Here is a 17,236-nt window from a genome sequence, read left to right on the forward strand (position 1 = left end):
CCAGAAACAGGAAAGCGATAGCCGAGGCTAACGCTTTTTTAAATGGGGCTTTCAGGAGATAAACATCAGCACGAGCTAAGGCTAAGACCTAAAAATTGAAGCTAGTATCGCTTTAAGATCTCGATGATCTCTTGCTCTGTTTTCGCTGCGATAATGGCATCAATGTCATCATCATTTTGGAACAGTTCAGACAGCGCCATAATAGTATGGATATGGCTATCTGAATCCATGGCCGCCAGAGTAATTGAAAGATAAACGTTACCGTTATCTTCCGACTCTAAATCAACACCCTTCCTGAATACAGTCACTTGCAGTGATGCTTCGTTAACGCCATCTTCAGGACGAGCATGCGGCATAGCAATCTTTGGTGCTAGAACATAGTACGCGCCAATGTCCTTGTGCTTTTGCTTGATAGCTTCAACATAGCTTGCTTCGATTTTGTTGCTCGCGAGTAGTGTTGAACATGTCACATCAATCGCCGCATCAACCGTTAGGTTTTCTTCAGAGTTGATAATAACACCTTGGTTACCAACTAAATCAAACAGGCTCATGAAACAATCCACCCTAGAATCAGACCAACCACACCGAAGTCGAAGTCAGCAAACGTTGTTGCTTCAAGACCCAGGCCACCCAGAACAGGAAGTAACAGCATCGGTAGGAAAGAGATACACAGACCTTGCGTAAATGAACCAAGGATTGCACCGCGTAAACCGCCTGTTGCGTTACCGTAAACACCAGCCGCGCCACCAACGAAGAAGTGAGGAACAACGCCTGCTACAATGATTGTCCAACCAAGAGCACCTTGTACTGCCATTGCGAGTAGACCAGCACCGAAAGAGCATAGGAAGCCGATAAGTACTGCATTTGGAGCTACTGGGAATACCATAGGGCAGTCAAGATCAGGTTTCGCACCCGGCACAAGTTTGTCAGAAATGCCTTTGAACGCAGGTACGATTTCAGCGATCAGCATCTTCACACCTTGCAGTACGATGTAAACACCACCGGCAAATACAAGAGACTGCATGAAGGTGAACACTACCCAGTTTTGACCATTTGAAACGGTTTCAACAAAGTCACCGCCAGCAACAATAGAAGCAAACATGAAGAAGATTGACATTGTTGTTGCTACTGCTACAGGTGTATCACGCAGGAACATTAGGCTCTTTGGCACGTTGATGTCTTCTGTTGATTTCGAAGTGTCACCAAATTTGCTACCAATGTAACCTGATACTAAGTATGAGAACGTTGAGAAGTGACCCATCGCTAGCTGATCAGTACCCATTACTTTCTCTGTGTATTTCTGAGCAAGTGCGGGCATGATAACCATCAGTGAACCCACAATGATCGAACCGATTGCAACTAGAGCAGTGCCTTCAATGTTCGCTGTAGACAGGATTACCGCTACCAGCATAGACATGAACATTGTGTGGTGACCCGTTAAGAAAATATATTTTAGAGGAGTAATACGAGCCAATAAAATATTCACAATGAATGCGAAAAACATAATTAGGGCCATTTCATAACCGAATGCATCTTGTGCTAGTGCAACAATTGCTTCGTTATTTGGAATAACACCACTTACGCCGAATGCTTCAGTAAATACCACTGAGAAGTTATTTAGAGCGCCAACAAGCGCGCCAGCACCAAAACCTAAAATGAGGAAACCCATCACGGTTTTAATTGTGCCTTTAAGAATGGTAGAAATATCTGATTTTTGTGCGACAAGGCCAATAAACGCTATTAAACCTACCATGATTGCCGGCTCTTTTAATAAGCCGAGCATGAACTCGAAAAAGTTTTGCATAATTTTGACCTTACATGAAAGTTTTTAGTTGTTCTTCAATTGATGCTTTGTCAAAAATATTTTTAAGGCTGATGATGTTCTCTTTACCAGCATCTTTTAGTTGGTTGGCAACATCTGTTGCTGCAACCCAAATATCCGCATTGCTTGATGCTGCAGATGATAGATCTTCGTGATCAACTTCTGCTTCGAAACCGATTTTTTTAGCAACTTCTTTCACTGCCATTTCCATCATTAGAGAAGTACCAAGGCCGTTACCGCAAACTACAAGAATCTTTTTCATAATATTTGTCTCAATTGGATTTTAGGGGTTGAGAAACTTCGTTCTCTTATTGTGTGAGAGCATAGTAATGGAAGTACTTAGATTTCAATAAGATCTCAATCACAAAACTAAAATGAGATTGTGACGTAGATCTCGTTAGTTTACAGTAAAGATCCAGAGTGAGACTTTGATCAAATTTAACTTTTCACTCGAACATGCAACGTATCTTATTGGGAAAGGAGGGGACTAATTAATTTTTACGTTAGGGTATAAATATTTAGATGATTTATTTTAGAAATGAGTAATTAATCGTATCGACCGTAGTCAGTAAGCATTTTCTTAAGCATGCTATTAACGTCTTTGGTCTTTTTATTTCTTTTCGTCAACTGGCTAAGCGAGGTCGGTTTTGGCGAAGCAACATTTTCATTGTCTACGTCTTCAGTTTTATCTTTCATTTTTTGTACTGCAGGCAATAACATTCTAATTTCTTCATTATTTACATTGGTCAGTACAACAATATTTTCAGATTCAACTTGAGTAATGGTTAATATTCCGTGTTTAACAGATTCAACCTTTTCTCCAATCATAATTGATTCAGGTGCGACAGAGCGATCGGTTAGCTGGCCTATACGTAATTTCGCCGCACTGATAGCGCGGATATTTCCGGTGTTTTCAAACGCGACGATAACAGTATGGGTATTATAATATTCAACTACTGTCACATAGCCATGTCTATTTGTTTTGAATCTAGCTCCAATGTTCATATCGTGCGGAGCTTCCATTTTCTTCACGTGTTTCCTCTCTTAGTCCCGATGGCTGTTATATCTAATCAGCTCTATTGGTATTTTATAGATAATTATTTGGTGAGATTATACAAAGTATATACGCATCTAAACTTAAGATGAATCTTGAAGTCTCGGGAAATGAGGCAGAGCACAGAAAACTGCTAATAATCACACAGAATTAACCGAGAGGTTACGCTCATGCGCTTAAGGGCTTAACATTCTAAATTCAATCTTATACAGATTGTTTACAGTTTTTGAAGCACGAAAACGATGACAAACAATACGTTTTGTTTAATCCTTGACCGCGCGACCGTTTGCGTCAATAAATGTGATGAAAGTCTCACTTAACTGTTTATACTTCTTTTCCGGTTTTAAGCCGGTGCTTAGCCAATACAAGCCGTCACATGGATATGTGAATGACCCCACGGACCGGACCAGCTACGTTCCACTGCTTGTATAAGGTGAATTTTTACATGAACAACTCGTTGTCACACTCGCTAACGTTGTTAGCTCCTTCATCGCGTAGCGTTTTGCTTGAGGTTCTTTGTCCTATTCCTTTGATGTCATTTGTTTGGCTCATGTTCACTCTTTAAGGATTACTAGGACACATTATGAATATTCTATTTGGTCTTGTCGGTGTTGTTGCACTGATTGCTTGCGCATGTCTGTTATCTGAGAGTCGCTCTTCTATTAACTGGAAAACCGTGTCTCGTGCATTGTTACTTCAAATTGGTTTTGCAGCCTTAGTGTTGTATTTCCCATGGGGACAATTGGCACTAACGAGTTTGAGTAATGGTGTTTCAAGCCTGCTTGGTTTTGCGGACGCTGGTATCGCTTTCCTTTTCGGTGACCTCGCTACTGATGGTTTTATTTTCGCGATTCGCGTTCTTCCTATTATCATCTTCTTTAGCGCTTTGATCTCGGCACTTTATTACTTAGGCATTATGCAAAAAGTGATTCAAGTTCTTGGTGGAGCCGTGCAGAAACTGCTGGGCACCAGTAAAGCTGAATCTTTGGTCGCTACGGGCAACATCTTCCTTTCTCAGGGTGAGTCTCCTCTTCTTATTCGTCCGTTTTTAAAATCTATGACTCGTTCTGAACTGTTTGCTGTAATGGCTGGTGGTATGGCGTCTGTTGCGGGTAGTGTGCTTGGTGGTTATGCAGGATTAGGTGTTGAACTTAAATACCTTATTGCAGCAAGCTTCATGGCGGCTCCAGGTAGCTTACTGATGGCGAAAATCATTGTTCCTGAGCGCAGTACGCCAAGTGACTACGAGCACATTGAGCTAGATAAAGCTGACCAAAGCAATGTAATCGATGCATTGGCAAGTGGTGCGATGAACGGTATGAAGGTGGCGGTAGCCGTTGGTACTATGTTGATTGCATTCGTGAGTGTGATTGCAATGGTTAACACAGGCTTAGAAAGCTTAGGTGAAACGTTCGGTTTTGCGGGCATTACGCTGCAAGCTATCTTCGGTTACCTGTTCTCACCATTTGCATGGCTGATTGGCATCCCGAGTGATGAAGTATTAATGGCGGGTTCTTATATCGGTCAGAAGATCGTAATGAACGAGTTTGTTGCTTTCATCGACTTCGTTGAGAACAAAGCGCTGCTATCTGAACATAGCCAAGTAATCGTGACTTTTGCTCTTTGTGGCTTTGCTAACATTGGCTCTATTGCGATTCAATTAGGGTCGATTGGTGTTATGGCACCAGAGCGTCGTGCTGAAGTAGCAAACTTAGGCCTAAAAGCCGTTGCTGCTGGTACACTCGCCAACCTAATGAGTGCCTGTTTAGCGGGTATCTTCATCCTGCTTTAAGCTAGACTCAGTTCAAGCGCTTAAAGTCAGTAAAAGCGGATATCTTGCTTACGGATTTAACGTGAGAAGAGTGTCCGCTTTTTTGTGCCTGCTCGTTAGGTTAATTAGGATTTAAGCCACTTGTCTTATTATTACTAGTGCATTTCAGGCTCACTCGGAAGAGTAATAGAGCGAGCCTGTTTTATCCGATATACTTGAATATCATCAGGTTGCGATTAAGAATATTCGGTTTCGATTTATAATAACGGCAACCAAGTCCAATAAATCAAAGGTCTCCCCATGAACATGCGCGTCTTCTTCGGTCTTATCACCGCCTTTATCGGCTTGTTTGCGATGGTTTATCTTATTGCTGGTGGTACTCAGTTTCGTATCTCTCAGTGGCCGCAAGAGGCTTATCTTGGTTTGGTGTTCAGCGTCGTGTGGGGCACTGGCGTAGCGGCATCGGTGGCGTACTTCTTCTCGGCACTGGTGTTTGTGACTGTCGCCGTGGTTTGCTATGCGATTGGTTATAAAATCGGTGGCACTTTGTCTAAATCATCAAGTTTATGAGTGAGTCAATGCTATTGCTGTTATGAGAGATATCCTAAATGCATTGGCGTGATCGTTTTAAGGTGTATTGGTATCACCGAAAGCAGGCTAGCCTCTCGAACGGCGATAAGGCGAAGTCTTTAGGCTGGACTAACGAAGAGAGTCAATTATGTCGCTTTGAAGTTATTGCTCACTCGGCCGACTTTGAGAAAAAAAGTATTTTGGATTTAGGATGTGGCTACGGAGAATTGTTTGAATTGCTCGACAGTATCTATCGTATTCAATCTTACACCGGTGTTGACCAACATGCAGGCTTTCTAAAAAAGGCTAGGCAGAACTACACAGAAGACCGTTGTCAGTTTTTGTCGGGTGACATGAGCAAAATGAACCTTGAGGCGCATGACATTGTTATCGCCAGTGGTTCACTGAACTACATCACTCGTGATTCTGACTACTTGACTAACATGATCACTCGTATGTTTGAGTTGGCGAATCAAACTGTGATTTTTAACCTTCTCAATTCAAGCCAATATCCTTCGCGCAATACTTTAATGAGTTATCACCCTCAAGGTGTTTATCGCTTCTGTAAAACGCTGTGTGACGATGTCTCTCTGATAGAAGGCTATGCAGAAGGGGATTTCACGATAGTGATGAACAAAGCCGTGACAGGGGATTGATGTCGTCTTTATCTTTACGCAGGTTTGATATTAACAACTTTTGATAAGAGTACAGACGTAGCAAACAGTAAAAAGCCGCAGACCTTGAAAGGTTTGCGGCTTTTTAGGTTTTATAGATGAACTCCGGAGTTTCTATTTACTCAATAGCTGGTTTTCAATTAGCCCGTACGGAATCGTAGTAAACACTTTAGGGTTACCTTTTAACGTTGGTGCTTCGTTCACTTGTTGCCAATCGAGCAGCATGATCGCTAACACGTTGCGGTGTTCACCGTACTCAAGGTCAAAATCACCCGTAATGGAAGGAATCATCCCGCCTTTCTCATCGATAGAGGCTTGGATCGCGAGTCGAGTTTTCTCTACAACCGGGTCATCTTCTAAGCCCGCAAGCAAGAAGGTCAATCCAACCTCTGCAATCACATCTTCTTTAGCGCGCAGTAGAATAGTATCGATGTTCTCTCTGAAGTAATCGTAGATCCATTGATGTGCTTGCTCGCTGACTTGGTGTTGGTAATATTCTGAATCACCAAAGATTACATGTGTCATGCCATAGATCTTATTGCCGTATTGCTGGCTTGAAAGCTTCTTGTCTTTGTCGTCTGGGTACGCTTTTTTGAAAGTATCGACGAACTCATCAACGACATCTTGCTCACCCAGTTGGCGCAGCCAGTAAACCTGATTAGCTAATTGTGCTGCCCAGGCTTTTATCATGTCTTCATTGGTTGCGTAGCGTGAAAAGTCATATCGACGAATGATGTCACGTAGCTTGGCATCGTTCTTGTGTTCTAAACCATACTCATTGGCACGCGCCATAGAGCCAAGGAGGTCAACGCCAAGGTAGAGGTATTCCGGCATGTGTTTGGTGATATTGTAGCGTCGAACACTACGTTCATCGTCATCACCCACATACGAAGCCACGCGCTTTTCTGAGTAGAGTACGATCTGTTCCATGGTTTGAACATCATTAGACAGGCGGCTAAGCTTGCTTGATACACGCGCCATGTCACTCCACACCGCGGCAGAATATTTATCGTCTAATGTTTGTCGATACATACGCAAACCATAGTGACCTTGTTTGAAGGCTGGCAGGGTATAAAGTTGGCTTTCGTAGGTCGTGCGAATCAGATTAGCAGATTGCTTGAAAGATTGTTCTTGAGAGTAGAGAGAATCAACAGGGGACGGGACATTTGGTACGCTTGTTGCTTGTTTGTTGTCTTGTATGTTAACAAGCTGTTGTGTGTCAAAGTTTGTTTGCGCATCAGACGTTGCTTGTGCGTGAACCGCAACTGCAACGGAGGCTGATAACAATGTGCACAGAGTTAGCGTTTTTAGCTTCATGTTCGTAAGGTACCAAGCTAATTAATGGTAAGGATAAAATAACACTGATGAATCCTTTAATGTAAGGTTTGGGTCAATAGAATGTAAGCTTTATAAGCTTCATTAAGGTTTTTTGATTTAATAATCAGTGTAGTTAACTCACGGTGAAGTGATGAATGGCTCAATAATGAAATGAGACCCGACGCAAAGTATGGATTTTTAGTTCCTTGTTGGCATACTGAACGAATTAGCCAGAAATGAGCCGATTTAAGGCAGTAAACAGAACAAAAGTGTTAGAGGTTCGTAAATGCCCAGTCGTTCTAGTAAGCAGTGGCCTGCCAAATTATTATCTTTGTTGTTGTTCTTGGTGGTGATAACCGCCATAGAGGTTTTTCACGCCAAACAATTAACCTTCCTCAAAAATGAATCATACTCTGAGGCAAAAAAGCAGCTTTCCATCATTCGATCTCGCATAGAAGCCGCGATCGTATCGGATATGTATATCCTCAATAATTTCTCTACGCTTGTGACGATAAACCCAGACAGCGATATGAAAAGTTGGGACAAGATAGCCCAAAACATCATTCGAGATGGGTACCACATTCGCCTGATTGGCCTCGCTGAAGATGACATCCTTAATTTCGTTTATCCAATGGAAGGTAATGAGCAGATTCTGGGTATTGATTATCGAGATCATCCAACCCAGTGGGAGTCGGTTGAAATAGCGCGAAATATTGGTAATACCTTTATCGCTGGGCCCTTTGACTTGTTTCAAGGTGGGCAAGCCTTGATTACGCGTACGCCTATTTTCAGAGACCCCCCTTTTAATAAAGATTATTGGGGAGTGTCTAGTGCAGTGATTGATCTCGATGAACTGTACGAAGATGTCGGTATTGGCAAGATTGAAAACAAATATGAACTCGCGATTCGTGGCGCGAACAGTTCAGGTAAAGAGGGTCCTATCTTCCACGGTGAACAACATGTATTTACGAATGCGTTTGCCACTGAACAAGTGAATTTCCCTTATGGAGGTTGGTTTTTGGCGCTCTCTGGGAACGAACATGTGTTGATGGATGTGCCTTGGTATCGAATTCAAATTGTCAGGCTGGTGGGTTACACCATTATGTTTGTGTTGGCGATTGGCTTTATGACCATTTATCGCCTATACCGCATTGCCGATAGCCGCTCTATGCATGATGAACTCACCATGTAGCCGAATCGCCGATACTTCATGTATAGCTTAAAACAGGCATTCAAGGTCACCCAAAAGCAGAGAGCGAGAACCTTCGCCGTTGTGAATATCGATCTCGATGGGTTTAAAGCGATCAATGACACTTTTGGTCATGCAGCTGGCGATCAGGTGTTAATTGAGTGTGCTAAGCGTATCAAGAGCGAACTGCGCGTTTCAGATCTCGTCGCAAGGATAGGGGGCGATGAGTTCTTAGTCTTGCTACCTCGCATCATTGATGAGCAACATGCCTCTTCGATTGTGGCTAAACTTAGAAGAGCGATATGTACCACGCCAGTAGTTTATGAGGTGCACTCCATTTATCTTCGAATTAGTGTTGGTTGGATTCTCCATAATAATAACTACGATGACGTCGATGCGCTCTTGAAAGCGGCTGATGAAAAAATGTACGAACAGAAGCGACAAGTTATCTAGGTTGAATTTGAGCTACGATTAAAATTTAGTTGCTGAATGTGGGGAAAAGCCTCAGAATACCGCGCTTTGCTTCGCATCAATCTAATTGATAAGTAAAAGCTGTAGCAATACGTCTTCATGAGGTATTGCTCATACTAAATGTTATTCAACTGAGAAAATAATCTATGAGTTTTACCTCCCTGGGCCTTTCTGAACCGATCCTTAAAGCTATTGAAGCACAAGGTTACGATAAGCCATCACCAATCCAAGAGAAAGCCGTACCAGCTGTCCTAATGGGCAAAGATGTAATGGCCGCTGCTCAAACAGGTACAGGTAAAACTGCTGGCTTCACGCTACCTATTCTTGAAATGTTATCAAAAGGCCCTCGCGTACGTCAGAACCAAGTGCGTGCGTTAGTGCTAACACCGACTCGTGAGCTTGCTGCGCAAGTGAATGGCAGCGTAGTTAAGTATGGTATTAATCTACCTTTGACTTCTACGGTTGTATTTGGTGGCGTGAAAATTAATCCTCAGATGCAAAAACTGCGCAAAGGCAGTGATGTATTGGTGGCAACGCCGGGTCGTCTGCTTGATCTATACAACCAAAACGCAGTCCGTTTTGATCAACTAGAGATCCTAGTGTTAGATGAAGCCGACCGTATGCTAGACATGGGTTTCATTCGCGACATCCGTAAGATCTTGGCTTTCTTGCCTAAGAAGCGTCAGAACCTACTGTTCTCAGCAACCTTCTCTGATGATATTCGTGGCTTGGCTAAAGGCTTAGTAAACAACCCAGTTGAAATCTCGGTAAGCCCTGCAAACTCAACAGCACCAACTGTTGAACAGAGCATTTATCCAGTAGACAAAAAGAAAAAAAGCGCAATGTTAGCGAAGCTGATCAAAGATAATGATTGGCGACAAGTACTTGTGTTCAGCAAAACGAAACACGGTGCGAACAAGCTTTCTCACTTCCTTGACGAGCAAGGCATCTCTGCGGCACCTATTCATGGCAACAAGAGCCAAGGCGCGCGTACTAAAGCCCTAGAGAACTTCAAAACGGGTAAAGTACGAGTATTAGTGGCAACTGATATTGCAGCGCGCGGTATCGATATTCCGCAACTGCCTCAAGTAGTGAATTTCGACCTTCCAAACGTATCAGAAGATTACGTTCACCGTATTGGTCGTACTGGCCGTGCTGGTGAAGTGGGTAAAGCAATTTCATTGGTATGTGCTGATGAAGTGGGTGAGCTATTTGGTATCGAGCGCCTTATTCAACAAGTGCTGGAGCGCCGTGAACTTGAAGGTTTTGCACCTGTAAACAAACTGCCTGAATCTCGTTTGGATTCGCGTCCGATTAAGCCTAAGAAGCCGAAAAAGACACGTGGACACTCAGATGGTCAACGTTCTGGTGAGAATGCTCGCGGGCACAAACCAGCAGGTAAAAACAAGCGTCATGTTTCTGGTTCAGGCTCTGCTCCTAAGCGTAAGCCAAACACGAACAAGCCTAACTCAGGTAACAAAGGCTCTGACAGCAACTCTGCAGTTGCTGGTGATGATAAGTCTGTAAGAAACAATGGCAGCAACTACAAGCGTGGTAATGCTGCTGGAGGCGCTGAGAAGAACACCAATTCAGGCGGTCAAAACGGTGCTGGTAAGCCGAAGACATCAGGTTACGGTGGTAACTATGGCCCTGGCCGTTTATCAAACCAATCGGCGTCTAACAAGCCTTCTGGCAATAAACCTTCGACGAACAAACCGTCTGGTAACAAGCCATCTAGAAATCGTTCTAAGCCTGCTGCTCAAAAATAAAGACGAGTTCAGTTTAAGTTGATTACTGTGGAGGTCGCTTTTTTAGAAAGCTACCTTCTGTAATTAGCAATTAGCAATTAGCAATTAGCAATTAGTAATTAGTAGTTAGTAGTTAGAAACTAGAAGCGATACGTTAGAAGCTTTGAATCGAACCCAATGAAACGCGAATGTTGATATTCAATGTTCGCGTTTTTTTATGCATGCTATATGGAAATTTTATGGGTTGTTAGTTTGAAAATAGGTTGAGGGAATGGAATATGGCAGGCTCTGAGAGGATTAATCGAACGTTAATTATTATTTAATAACAACATAATCACTAGCGTTTTTGTTTTATTTTGCAATTTGCAATTCCACTTTGCAAAATAAACAGCAATTCGTGTCTAATACGTGTCCAGATGCGTAGTAAATACGTAGGTGAAAAGTTGGCACGCATACTGCATTGGTAATGGTGACCCTTCTTAAGCCGAGGGTCACCTAGCCAACTGACGTTGTTAGTGAACCTATATTGTTCACACAAAATATATGACCAATCACCTTTATTGTGATTGGTTTTTTTTTGCCTGAATTTTGAGTTATATTGGTTATTTTTACTAAGCTCGTGAATCGAACATAGCAAACGAATTTACTATGTTTTTATTCGAGAGCGTGTTCTTATTTGAGAGCATGTTGCTGCTTTGCTGCATTAGATTCGCTAAAAAGGTCGCTAATCCTCACCACACTTTGAATAACAGCTTGGTTGGCGTGGGCATTCTCCGCCTCTGGAGCAGATAAGCCTCGCCTCTGTTTCGATCCCGCGTTCAATCCAATTGATATTTAGAATCTTGGCTACTGTCGTGAGATCTTTCTTGATGTTACGTGGTATTGCTACCGAGCCGCCATTGCTGACGCATGACGCCTTAAGCTGCTCTGCGATATCTCTTGAATTACCACCTTGGGCATCAATCGCAGGGTTTAAGTCTATCCCAGCACACAACACACGATTGTTACCCGCAGGATCCGTCATATTGATGGATTCACAGCAGTAGATTCTTGGCTCATCTCCCACATTTAAAATGGAGATTTGAGCTGAGCTGCCCGCTCGGGGCTCTGATAATCGACGGAACACAGCCCAATGTTGACATGGGTCGGCGACCGTTCTCATATTCCCCCAAGGCAGTGGAATCCCATTCCCTCGGTATACCGCCTTGAGTTTCCCCGGCCCATAAGCATCAAAGTAGTGCCAGTGAGGGTAGGGCGATACTACCGTCATTCGGCGCATCGCAACAGAGGGGGAAACCCCCGCTCTTTTGTGAACGTCGATTTCATAACCAGTACGATCGAGCAGCTGTCTAAATGGAACTTTTGGGCACAGTAATGCGCCGGCAAAGAAGCTGGATTCGAAGTCTCGCCATGCTTGAAGAATGTCTTGAGAGTTCAGCTGAGAAGACCCCGATATTTGGTTATCATCCCAAGTGTTGTTGTTCCCAACCGACAACACACTCTTAAGCCCTTCCTTACTGTGCAAAATGCAATGGCCGATATAAACCGACAAATCGTATTTCAGTCGAGTCGGGTACTCTTTGAGGATTTCGTTCAAGAAAATAGTACCGGGTGGTTCGAAGAACGAAGTCACCAATTGCTTGGCATTGATTCCGAGCTCATCCACCACGTCTTGAGGCGTGCGTGTTACCCAGCGGATTTGAATGCCTAAGTTTCTCGCGATATCAATAAGATCTTCGACGCTAAGGTTAAGGCGTTTCAAACCAACTTCTTCTGCTGCTCGTTCTAGATCAGGGAAGTGGTTTTGATTGCTTTCTTGGTGAGCTCTAATCAAGAGGTGGGCGAACTGACGACCAGAGATACCTGTTTGCGACAACATCTCCGGTATCGCAATTTGGAGGATGTCGTTAGAGAAAAGAAAGCTTGGCTCGAGTGCCATGCCACTTATCCCACCACGATTCCCTTTGTCAGGTGCAATGGCTTGTTGTTCTGATTCATCGTCGAGGAACCACGTGGGGTTCTTCTGAAAGACCTGCGCAATGACTTCTAGCATATCGATGCTTGGAACCCGCTTTCCACGTTCAATCATTGAAAGGTAAGAAACGGAAGGTGCGTACTCTGGGTTGATTCGAATACAACGCGCAGACAGATCTTCCATGGTTAAATGGTTACGCTTCCTTAGGTTACGGATCTTAGTACCTAGGAAATGTGACTGCCGAACTAAACTTTTTGACAAGGCCATATTTGTAAAATTCACATTGTAAAATTTTTGTTGTGAAATTGTATGTAAAAAAGCGCTAACCTACAAATTAAGCAATTCACAAAATGACAAATTAATTAAACGTTAGTTTGGAATAATTGCTCTAGGACACATTTTTGCTTTAAAAATCGGTGAATATTCACCGGGTTAGTTAAGAGGGAAAGACTATGAATATGCTTACATTCGATAAAACAGAAATCCAAAAACAAACAAAACCCTTTATCGCTGAAGCTGTCTTTGCCATGGAGATTATCAGTGCCAAACAGCAAACTGAGAAGCAAGTCAAAGCGAAGCAACTGCTAGACCGATTGTTCCCACTAGAGAACGGTTCACATCAAGATGTAACGAGCTACGTAGTTGACTACCACCATATCATGGCTTACTTCAAAGATGGCCAACACAGCGGCCTAAAACATCCTAAGCAGTTTGTGGCTTACATGGGGGAGAAGTGTGACCCAGACTCAATCTTGTTCAGAGACAGCAGTGGAAGCCATTTAGAATTGATGTTTGGCAGTCACAAAGGGACAGGTTGCATTGAACTGGTCGATATTGATGATATTCAGTTAGAGTCGAGCACTACTTTTGGCCAGTCATCAATGGAAGCGGTACAAACGAATACTGAGCGTGAAGGAATCACGACAGCAATACGTCACTGGATCAGCCTAGTTCAAGGTGACGAGAAGGGTAAACCAAAGGCATGCAGCGAAGACAAAGAGTTCAGAGCTAAGAGCGGTGAGGATTACTGTCTTAACTATTGTTACGCCCTTTAGTTCTGCAGCTCCCCCTTTGGTATTTATGAAAGATGTTGAGTCATGAGTTAGCCATTTTGGTTGTCTTTAATATCAAACACTGACGACTGAGCATAAACGACAAAGCCCCAATGATTAACTTACTGGTTATTGATTGGGGCTTTTTGCTTTTCGATATTAACTGCGAGTCTATTTTAATGCCTAAAAAGCAGGCTGTTTCATGGTAATCTGTTTAGATGATTGCAGACTACAGTGGCATGACTCTATTTCGGCCTAGAGATTTTGCTTCGTAAAGTAGCTTATCAGCGCGCTCGATCAGTGATTCCGCTGATTCACCAGGTTCAAGCTCTGCAACGCCAAATGATGCGGTGATGCTACCGACCTGTTGTCCACTGCGGCGATCTTTGATCGACAGTTTTTCCAGAGATCGTCTATTGGTATCAGCAAGTTGACGTGCAATGCGTAATGATTTGTTTGGAACGATGAGCGCGAACTCTTCGCCACCAAATCGGTAAGCAGAAATGCCTTCGCGGCACATTTGTTTTAACTTCCGCGCGATGCCTTTAAGAACCATATCGCCAAATAAGTGGCCATAGGTGTCGTTGAAGTTTTTAAAATGGTCGATATCGAGAAGAATCAGGCATAACGACTGCTTAGCTTCGCACAATGTTTCTAAATCGCGGTCCAGAGAGCGTCGATTATAAAGCGTAGTCGTGCTATCAAATAGTGCGTCTTTCTGTACTTCGACAAGCTGTGTCTTGAGCTTGCTGATTTCTGACGTAGCAGAGTTCAGTTGAGAGCTTAAGAACTGAGTCGAGTGTCGAATGTTGCGAGATTCTGAAACCAGCTGACGAACCAACGACATCACTTCATCGATAGACAAACTTTCATTTTCGACACGAGATAAGTCTTCGAAGCTCTTATCGATCATCTCAGAGAAAGCTGAAGTGTCGGTAAGAGTATCGTTCATTGAGTTAGAAACCTCAGATACTAACAGTTCTAGGTTTGCTCGTAAGTCATTGATATTGGTTTCGGATTTACTTGCAACGTAGTTGTTGTAGAGCTGTTCACCTACCGCAGGGGGGCAGATACCGTAGTGCTCTAACACACCATCCATATCTTTAGTGAGCTGCGGGATAGCATTGTCGACATAGGTGTACCAAAGTGCGTAATTTGCAGGAGTTGTCGACACTCTATTCTTCATCATAAGAGGCACCGCTTTTTTCAAATTAGCGGTGGATTTCTGAAATTCATCTTTGTTCATTATTTTTACTACAGATACCAAACCAACTAAAGCCATTTGCGAACAAGGTTAGCGGATTTTGCATGTATTTGCTTTAAAAATTATATAATTAATGGATAAGGGTTGGATAAATCAATCATTTTTATTGTGGACATCGATTGCATATTTATATCGAACATTAAATAGAGTGTTATTTGACCACAGAGGAGATGATCAGTTTTGGAGTTTCACTAAGTCGATTGGTCAGGGGTCAGCATAAAATTGGCAACGGCCAAGAAGAATCGCAATGTTTTTTAATAGATAGATTGGCTGTCTTTTCGGTGCTTTGAGAATCAGTAGTTGATGAGCTTTGATAGGTAAGTTGAGAGAGTCGGGGAAAGCGGGTCGCTGAAAGTAGGTAATGTGACGTAGTGTGGAGGTGATGGTAACGCGGCAGAAGTTTTATTTCAGGCATAAAAAAGCGCCGATAAAAATCAGCGCTTTAAAATTCTTTTTAGCTAAAAGCTAATTATTGAGCAACAACGTTTGCTGCTTGTAGGCCTTTTTGACCGTTTTCAACTTCGAAAGAAACCTTTTGGCCTTCTTTCAGAGTTTTGAAACCTTCTGAAGCGATTGCACGGAAGTGAACGAATACGTCAGCACCGCCGTTGTCTTGAGAAATGAAACCGAAACCTTTCTCTTCGTTAAACCATTTTACAGTGCCAGTATTTGTGTTAGACATAATTTGTCCCTTATTCATAAATTTTCTAAATTGTTGATTGCATTACTGCAATGCGCTGATAATTGAATTATTTAATATTGCTAAGAAATAAGGAAAAACTACTTACAAAAACGGGTAACGATTTTACATGTCATTTTTTACTATTTATCTAACTTAAATAACTCCGGCTAACAGAGCGAATGCATGTTAACACAGTCTTTCCGGTTGTACACTCATTGATTGAGAAATCAGCGAGTTTTTTTGTCATGTTATGCTCGTTAACAAAACCACGCTTAATAGCTGATAGTTTTATAAAGTTACACGCCATGTCAAAGTAAAAAGGAAGCCTGTAGCTTCCTTTTCTTCATCAGTATAGACGATATTAACGCTTGAAGTTGATATCTTCTGTCTGATCTAAGTTAATTTTTGTTTTCGCAGGTTGCGTTTCAGCGATCACCTTGCCGTGTCTTACCGAGTATTGAACGGGCACTTGGCGACGAACTGCATCAAAACCATTGTCTGCGGGCAAGATCAATAGGCTACCAGGCTTACCTTCTCCAATACCGTAGTTGTCTTGAATGTTCAGAGTACGAGCCGAGTTCTTGCTGATCAAATCAAGTGAGGTGTTAATTTGGTCGTAGCCCATAACTTGTGTTACGTGCAGTCCCATGTGCAGAACTTGAAGCATATTCGCTGTACCCAATGGGTACCAAGGGTCAAACACATCATCATGGCCGAAACACACATTGATGTTAGCCGCTAGCATCTCTTTAACACGAGTCACGCCACGACGCTTCGGATAGTCATCGAAACGACCTTGTAAGTGAATGTTCACTAACGGGTTCGCGACGAAGTTAATGCCCGACATTTTTAGCAAGCGGAATAGGCGAGATGCGTAAGCACCATTGTAAGAACCCATTGCTGTGGTATGGCTTGCCGTTACCTTTTCACCCATGTCGAATTTATGAGCAAGAGCCGCCAGTGTTTCAATAAAGCGAGATTGCTCGTCATCGATTTCATCACAGTGAACGTCGATCAGGCAGTCGTACTTGCGAGCAAGCTCGAACGCATAGTGCAGAGATTCAATTCCGTACTCACGAGTGAATTCGAAGTGAGGGATAGCACCAATAACGTCAGCGCCGATCTTCACAGCTTCTTCAAGCAATTCTTTGCCGTTAGGGTATGAAAGAATGCCTTCCTGAGGGAATGCAACGATCTGAATGTCGACCCACTCTTTCATCTCTTTACGAACTTCAACCATCGCTCGTAACGCAACTAACGTTGGATCCGATACATCAACGTGAGTACGCACGTGTTGAACACCGTTAGCAATCTGCCATTTCAGTGTTTGCTTCGCACGAGACTTTACGTCTTCGATTGATAACAATTCTTTACGCTCAGCCCAACGCTCAATACCTTCAAACAAAGTGCCAGAGATGTTCCAGTTAGGCTCACCAGCGGTTTGTGTCGTATCTAGGTGAATATGCGGTTCACAGAAAGGAGAAACTGCAATGCCACCTTCAGCATCAAGGATTTCACCTAGATGATTGATTGGCGCGTCATTATCGAGAATGCGAGAAAATTGACCATTTTCAATCAGGATTTGTTTCAAGCCATCTTGGTCTTGAAGCTTCGCATTCTTGATTAATAAGGTTGTCATAGTGTGTC

The 17,236-nt window shown here is 42.9% G+C and carries 14 protein-coding genes and 1 pseudogene; 6 read left to right on the top strand and 9 right to left on the bottom strand.

Annotation, left to right across the window (positions count from 1 at the left end; all coding sequences use genetic code 11):
- Nucleotides 1-101: 101 nt before the first annotated feature.
- The 4 genes from ACMAZD_RS21295 to ACMAZD_RS21310 form a co-directional block, all read right to left on the bottom strand.
- Nucleotides 102-551 carry a PTS sugar transporter subunit IIA gene (locus ACMAZD_RS21295; RefSeq protein WP_435250505.1) on the bottom strand — a complete coding sequence of 150 codons (450 nt, stop codon included), beginning with the start codon at nt 549-551 and terminating at the stop codon, nt 102-104.
- Complete coding sequence (locus ACMAZD_RS21300) at nt 548-1,804, bottom strand: PTS ascorbate transporter subunit IIC (protein WP_435250506.1); 1,257 nt, start codon at nt 1,802-1,804, stop codon at nt 548-550. Before ACMAZD_RS21300 ends, ACMAZD_RS21295 begins: the two co-directional genes overlap by 4 nt.
- A gap of 10 nt (nt 1,805-1,814) precedes the next feature.
- Entirely contained in the window at nt 1,815-2,084 is a 270-nt protein-coding gene (locus ACMAZD_RS21305) for a PTS sugar transporter subunit IIB (RefSeq protein WP_017064872.1), read from the bottom strand.
- Nucleotides 2,085-2,368: 284 nt separating this feature from the next.
- Nucleotides 2,369-2,845 (bottom strand): hypothetical protein, encoded by a 477-nt coding sequence (locus ACMAZD_RS21310; protein ID WP_435250526.1) that lies wholly within the window; start codon nt 2,843-2,845, stop codon nt 2,369-2,371.
- A 614-nt stretch (nt 2,846-3,459) separates the two neighbouring features.
- Between ACMAZD_RS21310 and ACMAZD_RS21315 the strand changes: the two genes are divergently transcribed.
- The 3 genes from ACMAZD_RS21315 (at nt 3,460) to ACMAZD_RS21325 (ending at nt 5,873) form a co-directional block, all read left to right on the top strand.
- Nucleotides 3,460-4,668 carry a NupC/NupG family nucleoside CNT transporter gene (locus ACMAZD_RS21315; protein WP_435250507.1) on the top strand — a complete coding sequence of 403 codons (1,209 nt, stop codon included), beginning with the start codon at nt 3,460-3,462 and terminating at the stop codon, nt 4,666-4,668.
- A 279-nt stretch (nt 4,669-4,947) separates the two neighbouring features.
- Nucleotides 4,948-5,217 (top strand): hypothetical protein, encoded by a 270-nt coding sequence (locus ACMAZD_RS21320; protein ID WP_435250508.1) that lies wholly within the window; start codon nt 4,948-4,950, stop codon nt 5,215-5,217.
- 38 nt (nt 5,218-5,255) lie between these two features.
- Nucleotides 5,256-5,873, top strand: a complete 618-nt coding sequence (locus ACMAZD_RS21325) for a class I SAM-dependent methyltransferase (RefSeq protein WP_435250509.1) — start codon at nt 5,256-5,258, stop codon at nt 5,871-5,873.
- 132 nt (nt 5,874-6,005) lie between these two features.
- On the opposite strand, the gene ACMAZD_RS21330 is transcribed toward ACMAZD_RS21325, so the two are convergent.
- Entirely contained in the window at nt 6,006-7,208 is a 1,203-nt protein-coding gene (locus ACMAZD_RS21330) for a DUF3541 domain-containing protein (protein WP_435250510.1), read from the bottom strand.
- A gap of 286 nt (nt 7,209-7,494) precedes the next feature.
- Between ACMAZD_RS21330 and ACMAZD_RS21335 the strand changes: the two are divergent.
- Both ACMAZD_RS21335 and ACMAZD_RS21340 read left to right on the top strand, forming a co-directional pair.
- Nucleotides 7,495-8,850: pseudogene (locus tag ACMAZD_RS21335) on the top strand (diguanylate cyclase).
- A gap of 164 nt (nt 8,851-9,014) precedes the next feature.
- Complete coding sequence (locus tag ACMAZD_RS21340) at nt 9,015-10,637, top strand: DEAD/DEAH box helicase (protein WP_435250511.1); 1,623 nt, start codon at nt 9,015-9,017, stop codon at nt 10,635-10,637.
- A gap of 703 nt (nt 10,638-11,340) precedes the next feature.
- On the opposite strand, the gene ACMAZD_RS21345 is transcribed toward ACMAZD_RS21340, so the two are convergent.
- Complete coding sequence (locus tag ACMAZD_RS21345) at nt 11,341-12,873, bottom strand: DUF3612 domain-containing protein (protein WP_435250512.1); 1,533 nt, start codon at nt 12,871-12,873, stop codon at nt 11,341-11,343.
- A gap of 170 nt (nt 12,874-13,043) precedes the next feature.
- Here ACMAZD_RS21345 and ACMAZD_RS21350 point away from each other — a divergent pair, with 170 nt between their 5' ends.
- Nucleotides 13,044-13,646 carry a hypothetical protein gene (locus ACMAZD_RS21350; protein ID WP_435250513.1) on the top strand — a complete coding sequence of 201 codons (603 nt, stop codon included), beginning with the start codon at nt 13,044-13,046 and terminating at the stop codon, nt 13,644-13,646.
- Between the two features lie 226 nt (nt 13,647-13,872).
- Here ACMAZD_RS21350 and ACMAZD_RS21355 read toward each other — a convergent pair whose 3' ends face one another.
- The 3 genes from ACMAZD_RS21355 to ACMAZD_RS21365 form a co-directional block, all read right to left on the bottom strand.
- The gene (locus tag ACMAZD_RS21355; protein WP_435250514.1) at nt 13,873-14,889 is read right to left on the bottom strand and encodes a GGDEF domain-containing protein; all 1,017 of its coding nucleotides are present in this window, start codon (nt 14,887-14,889) and stop codon (nt 13,873-13,875) included.
- A 487-nt stretch (nt 14,890-15,376) separates the two neighbouring features.
- Complete coding sequence (cspE, locus tag ACMAZD_RS21360; protein ID WP_004730009.1) at nt 15,377-15,589, bottom strand: transcription antiterminator/RNA stability regulator CspE; 213 nt, start codon at nt 15,587-15,589, stop codon at nt 15,377-15,379.
- A 361-nt stretch (nt 15,590-15,950) separates the two neighbouring features.
- Complete coding sequence (locus ACMAZD_RS21365) at nt 15,951-17,228, bottom strand: cytosine deaminase (protein WP_435250515.1); 1,278 nt, start codon at nt 17,226-17,228, stop codon at nt 15,951-15,953.
- Between the last annotated feature and the right edge of the window lie 8 nt (nt 17,229-17,236).

It is taken from the genome of Vibrio sp. nBUS_14, assembly GCF_051201655.1.
Lineage (GTDB): Bacteria > Pseudomonadota > Gammaproteobacteria > Enterobacterales > Vibrionaceae > Vibrio.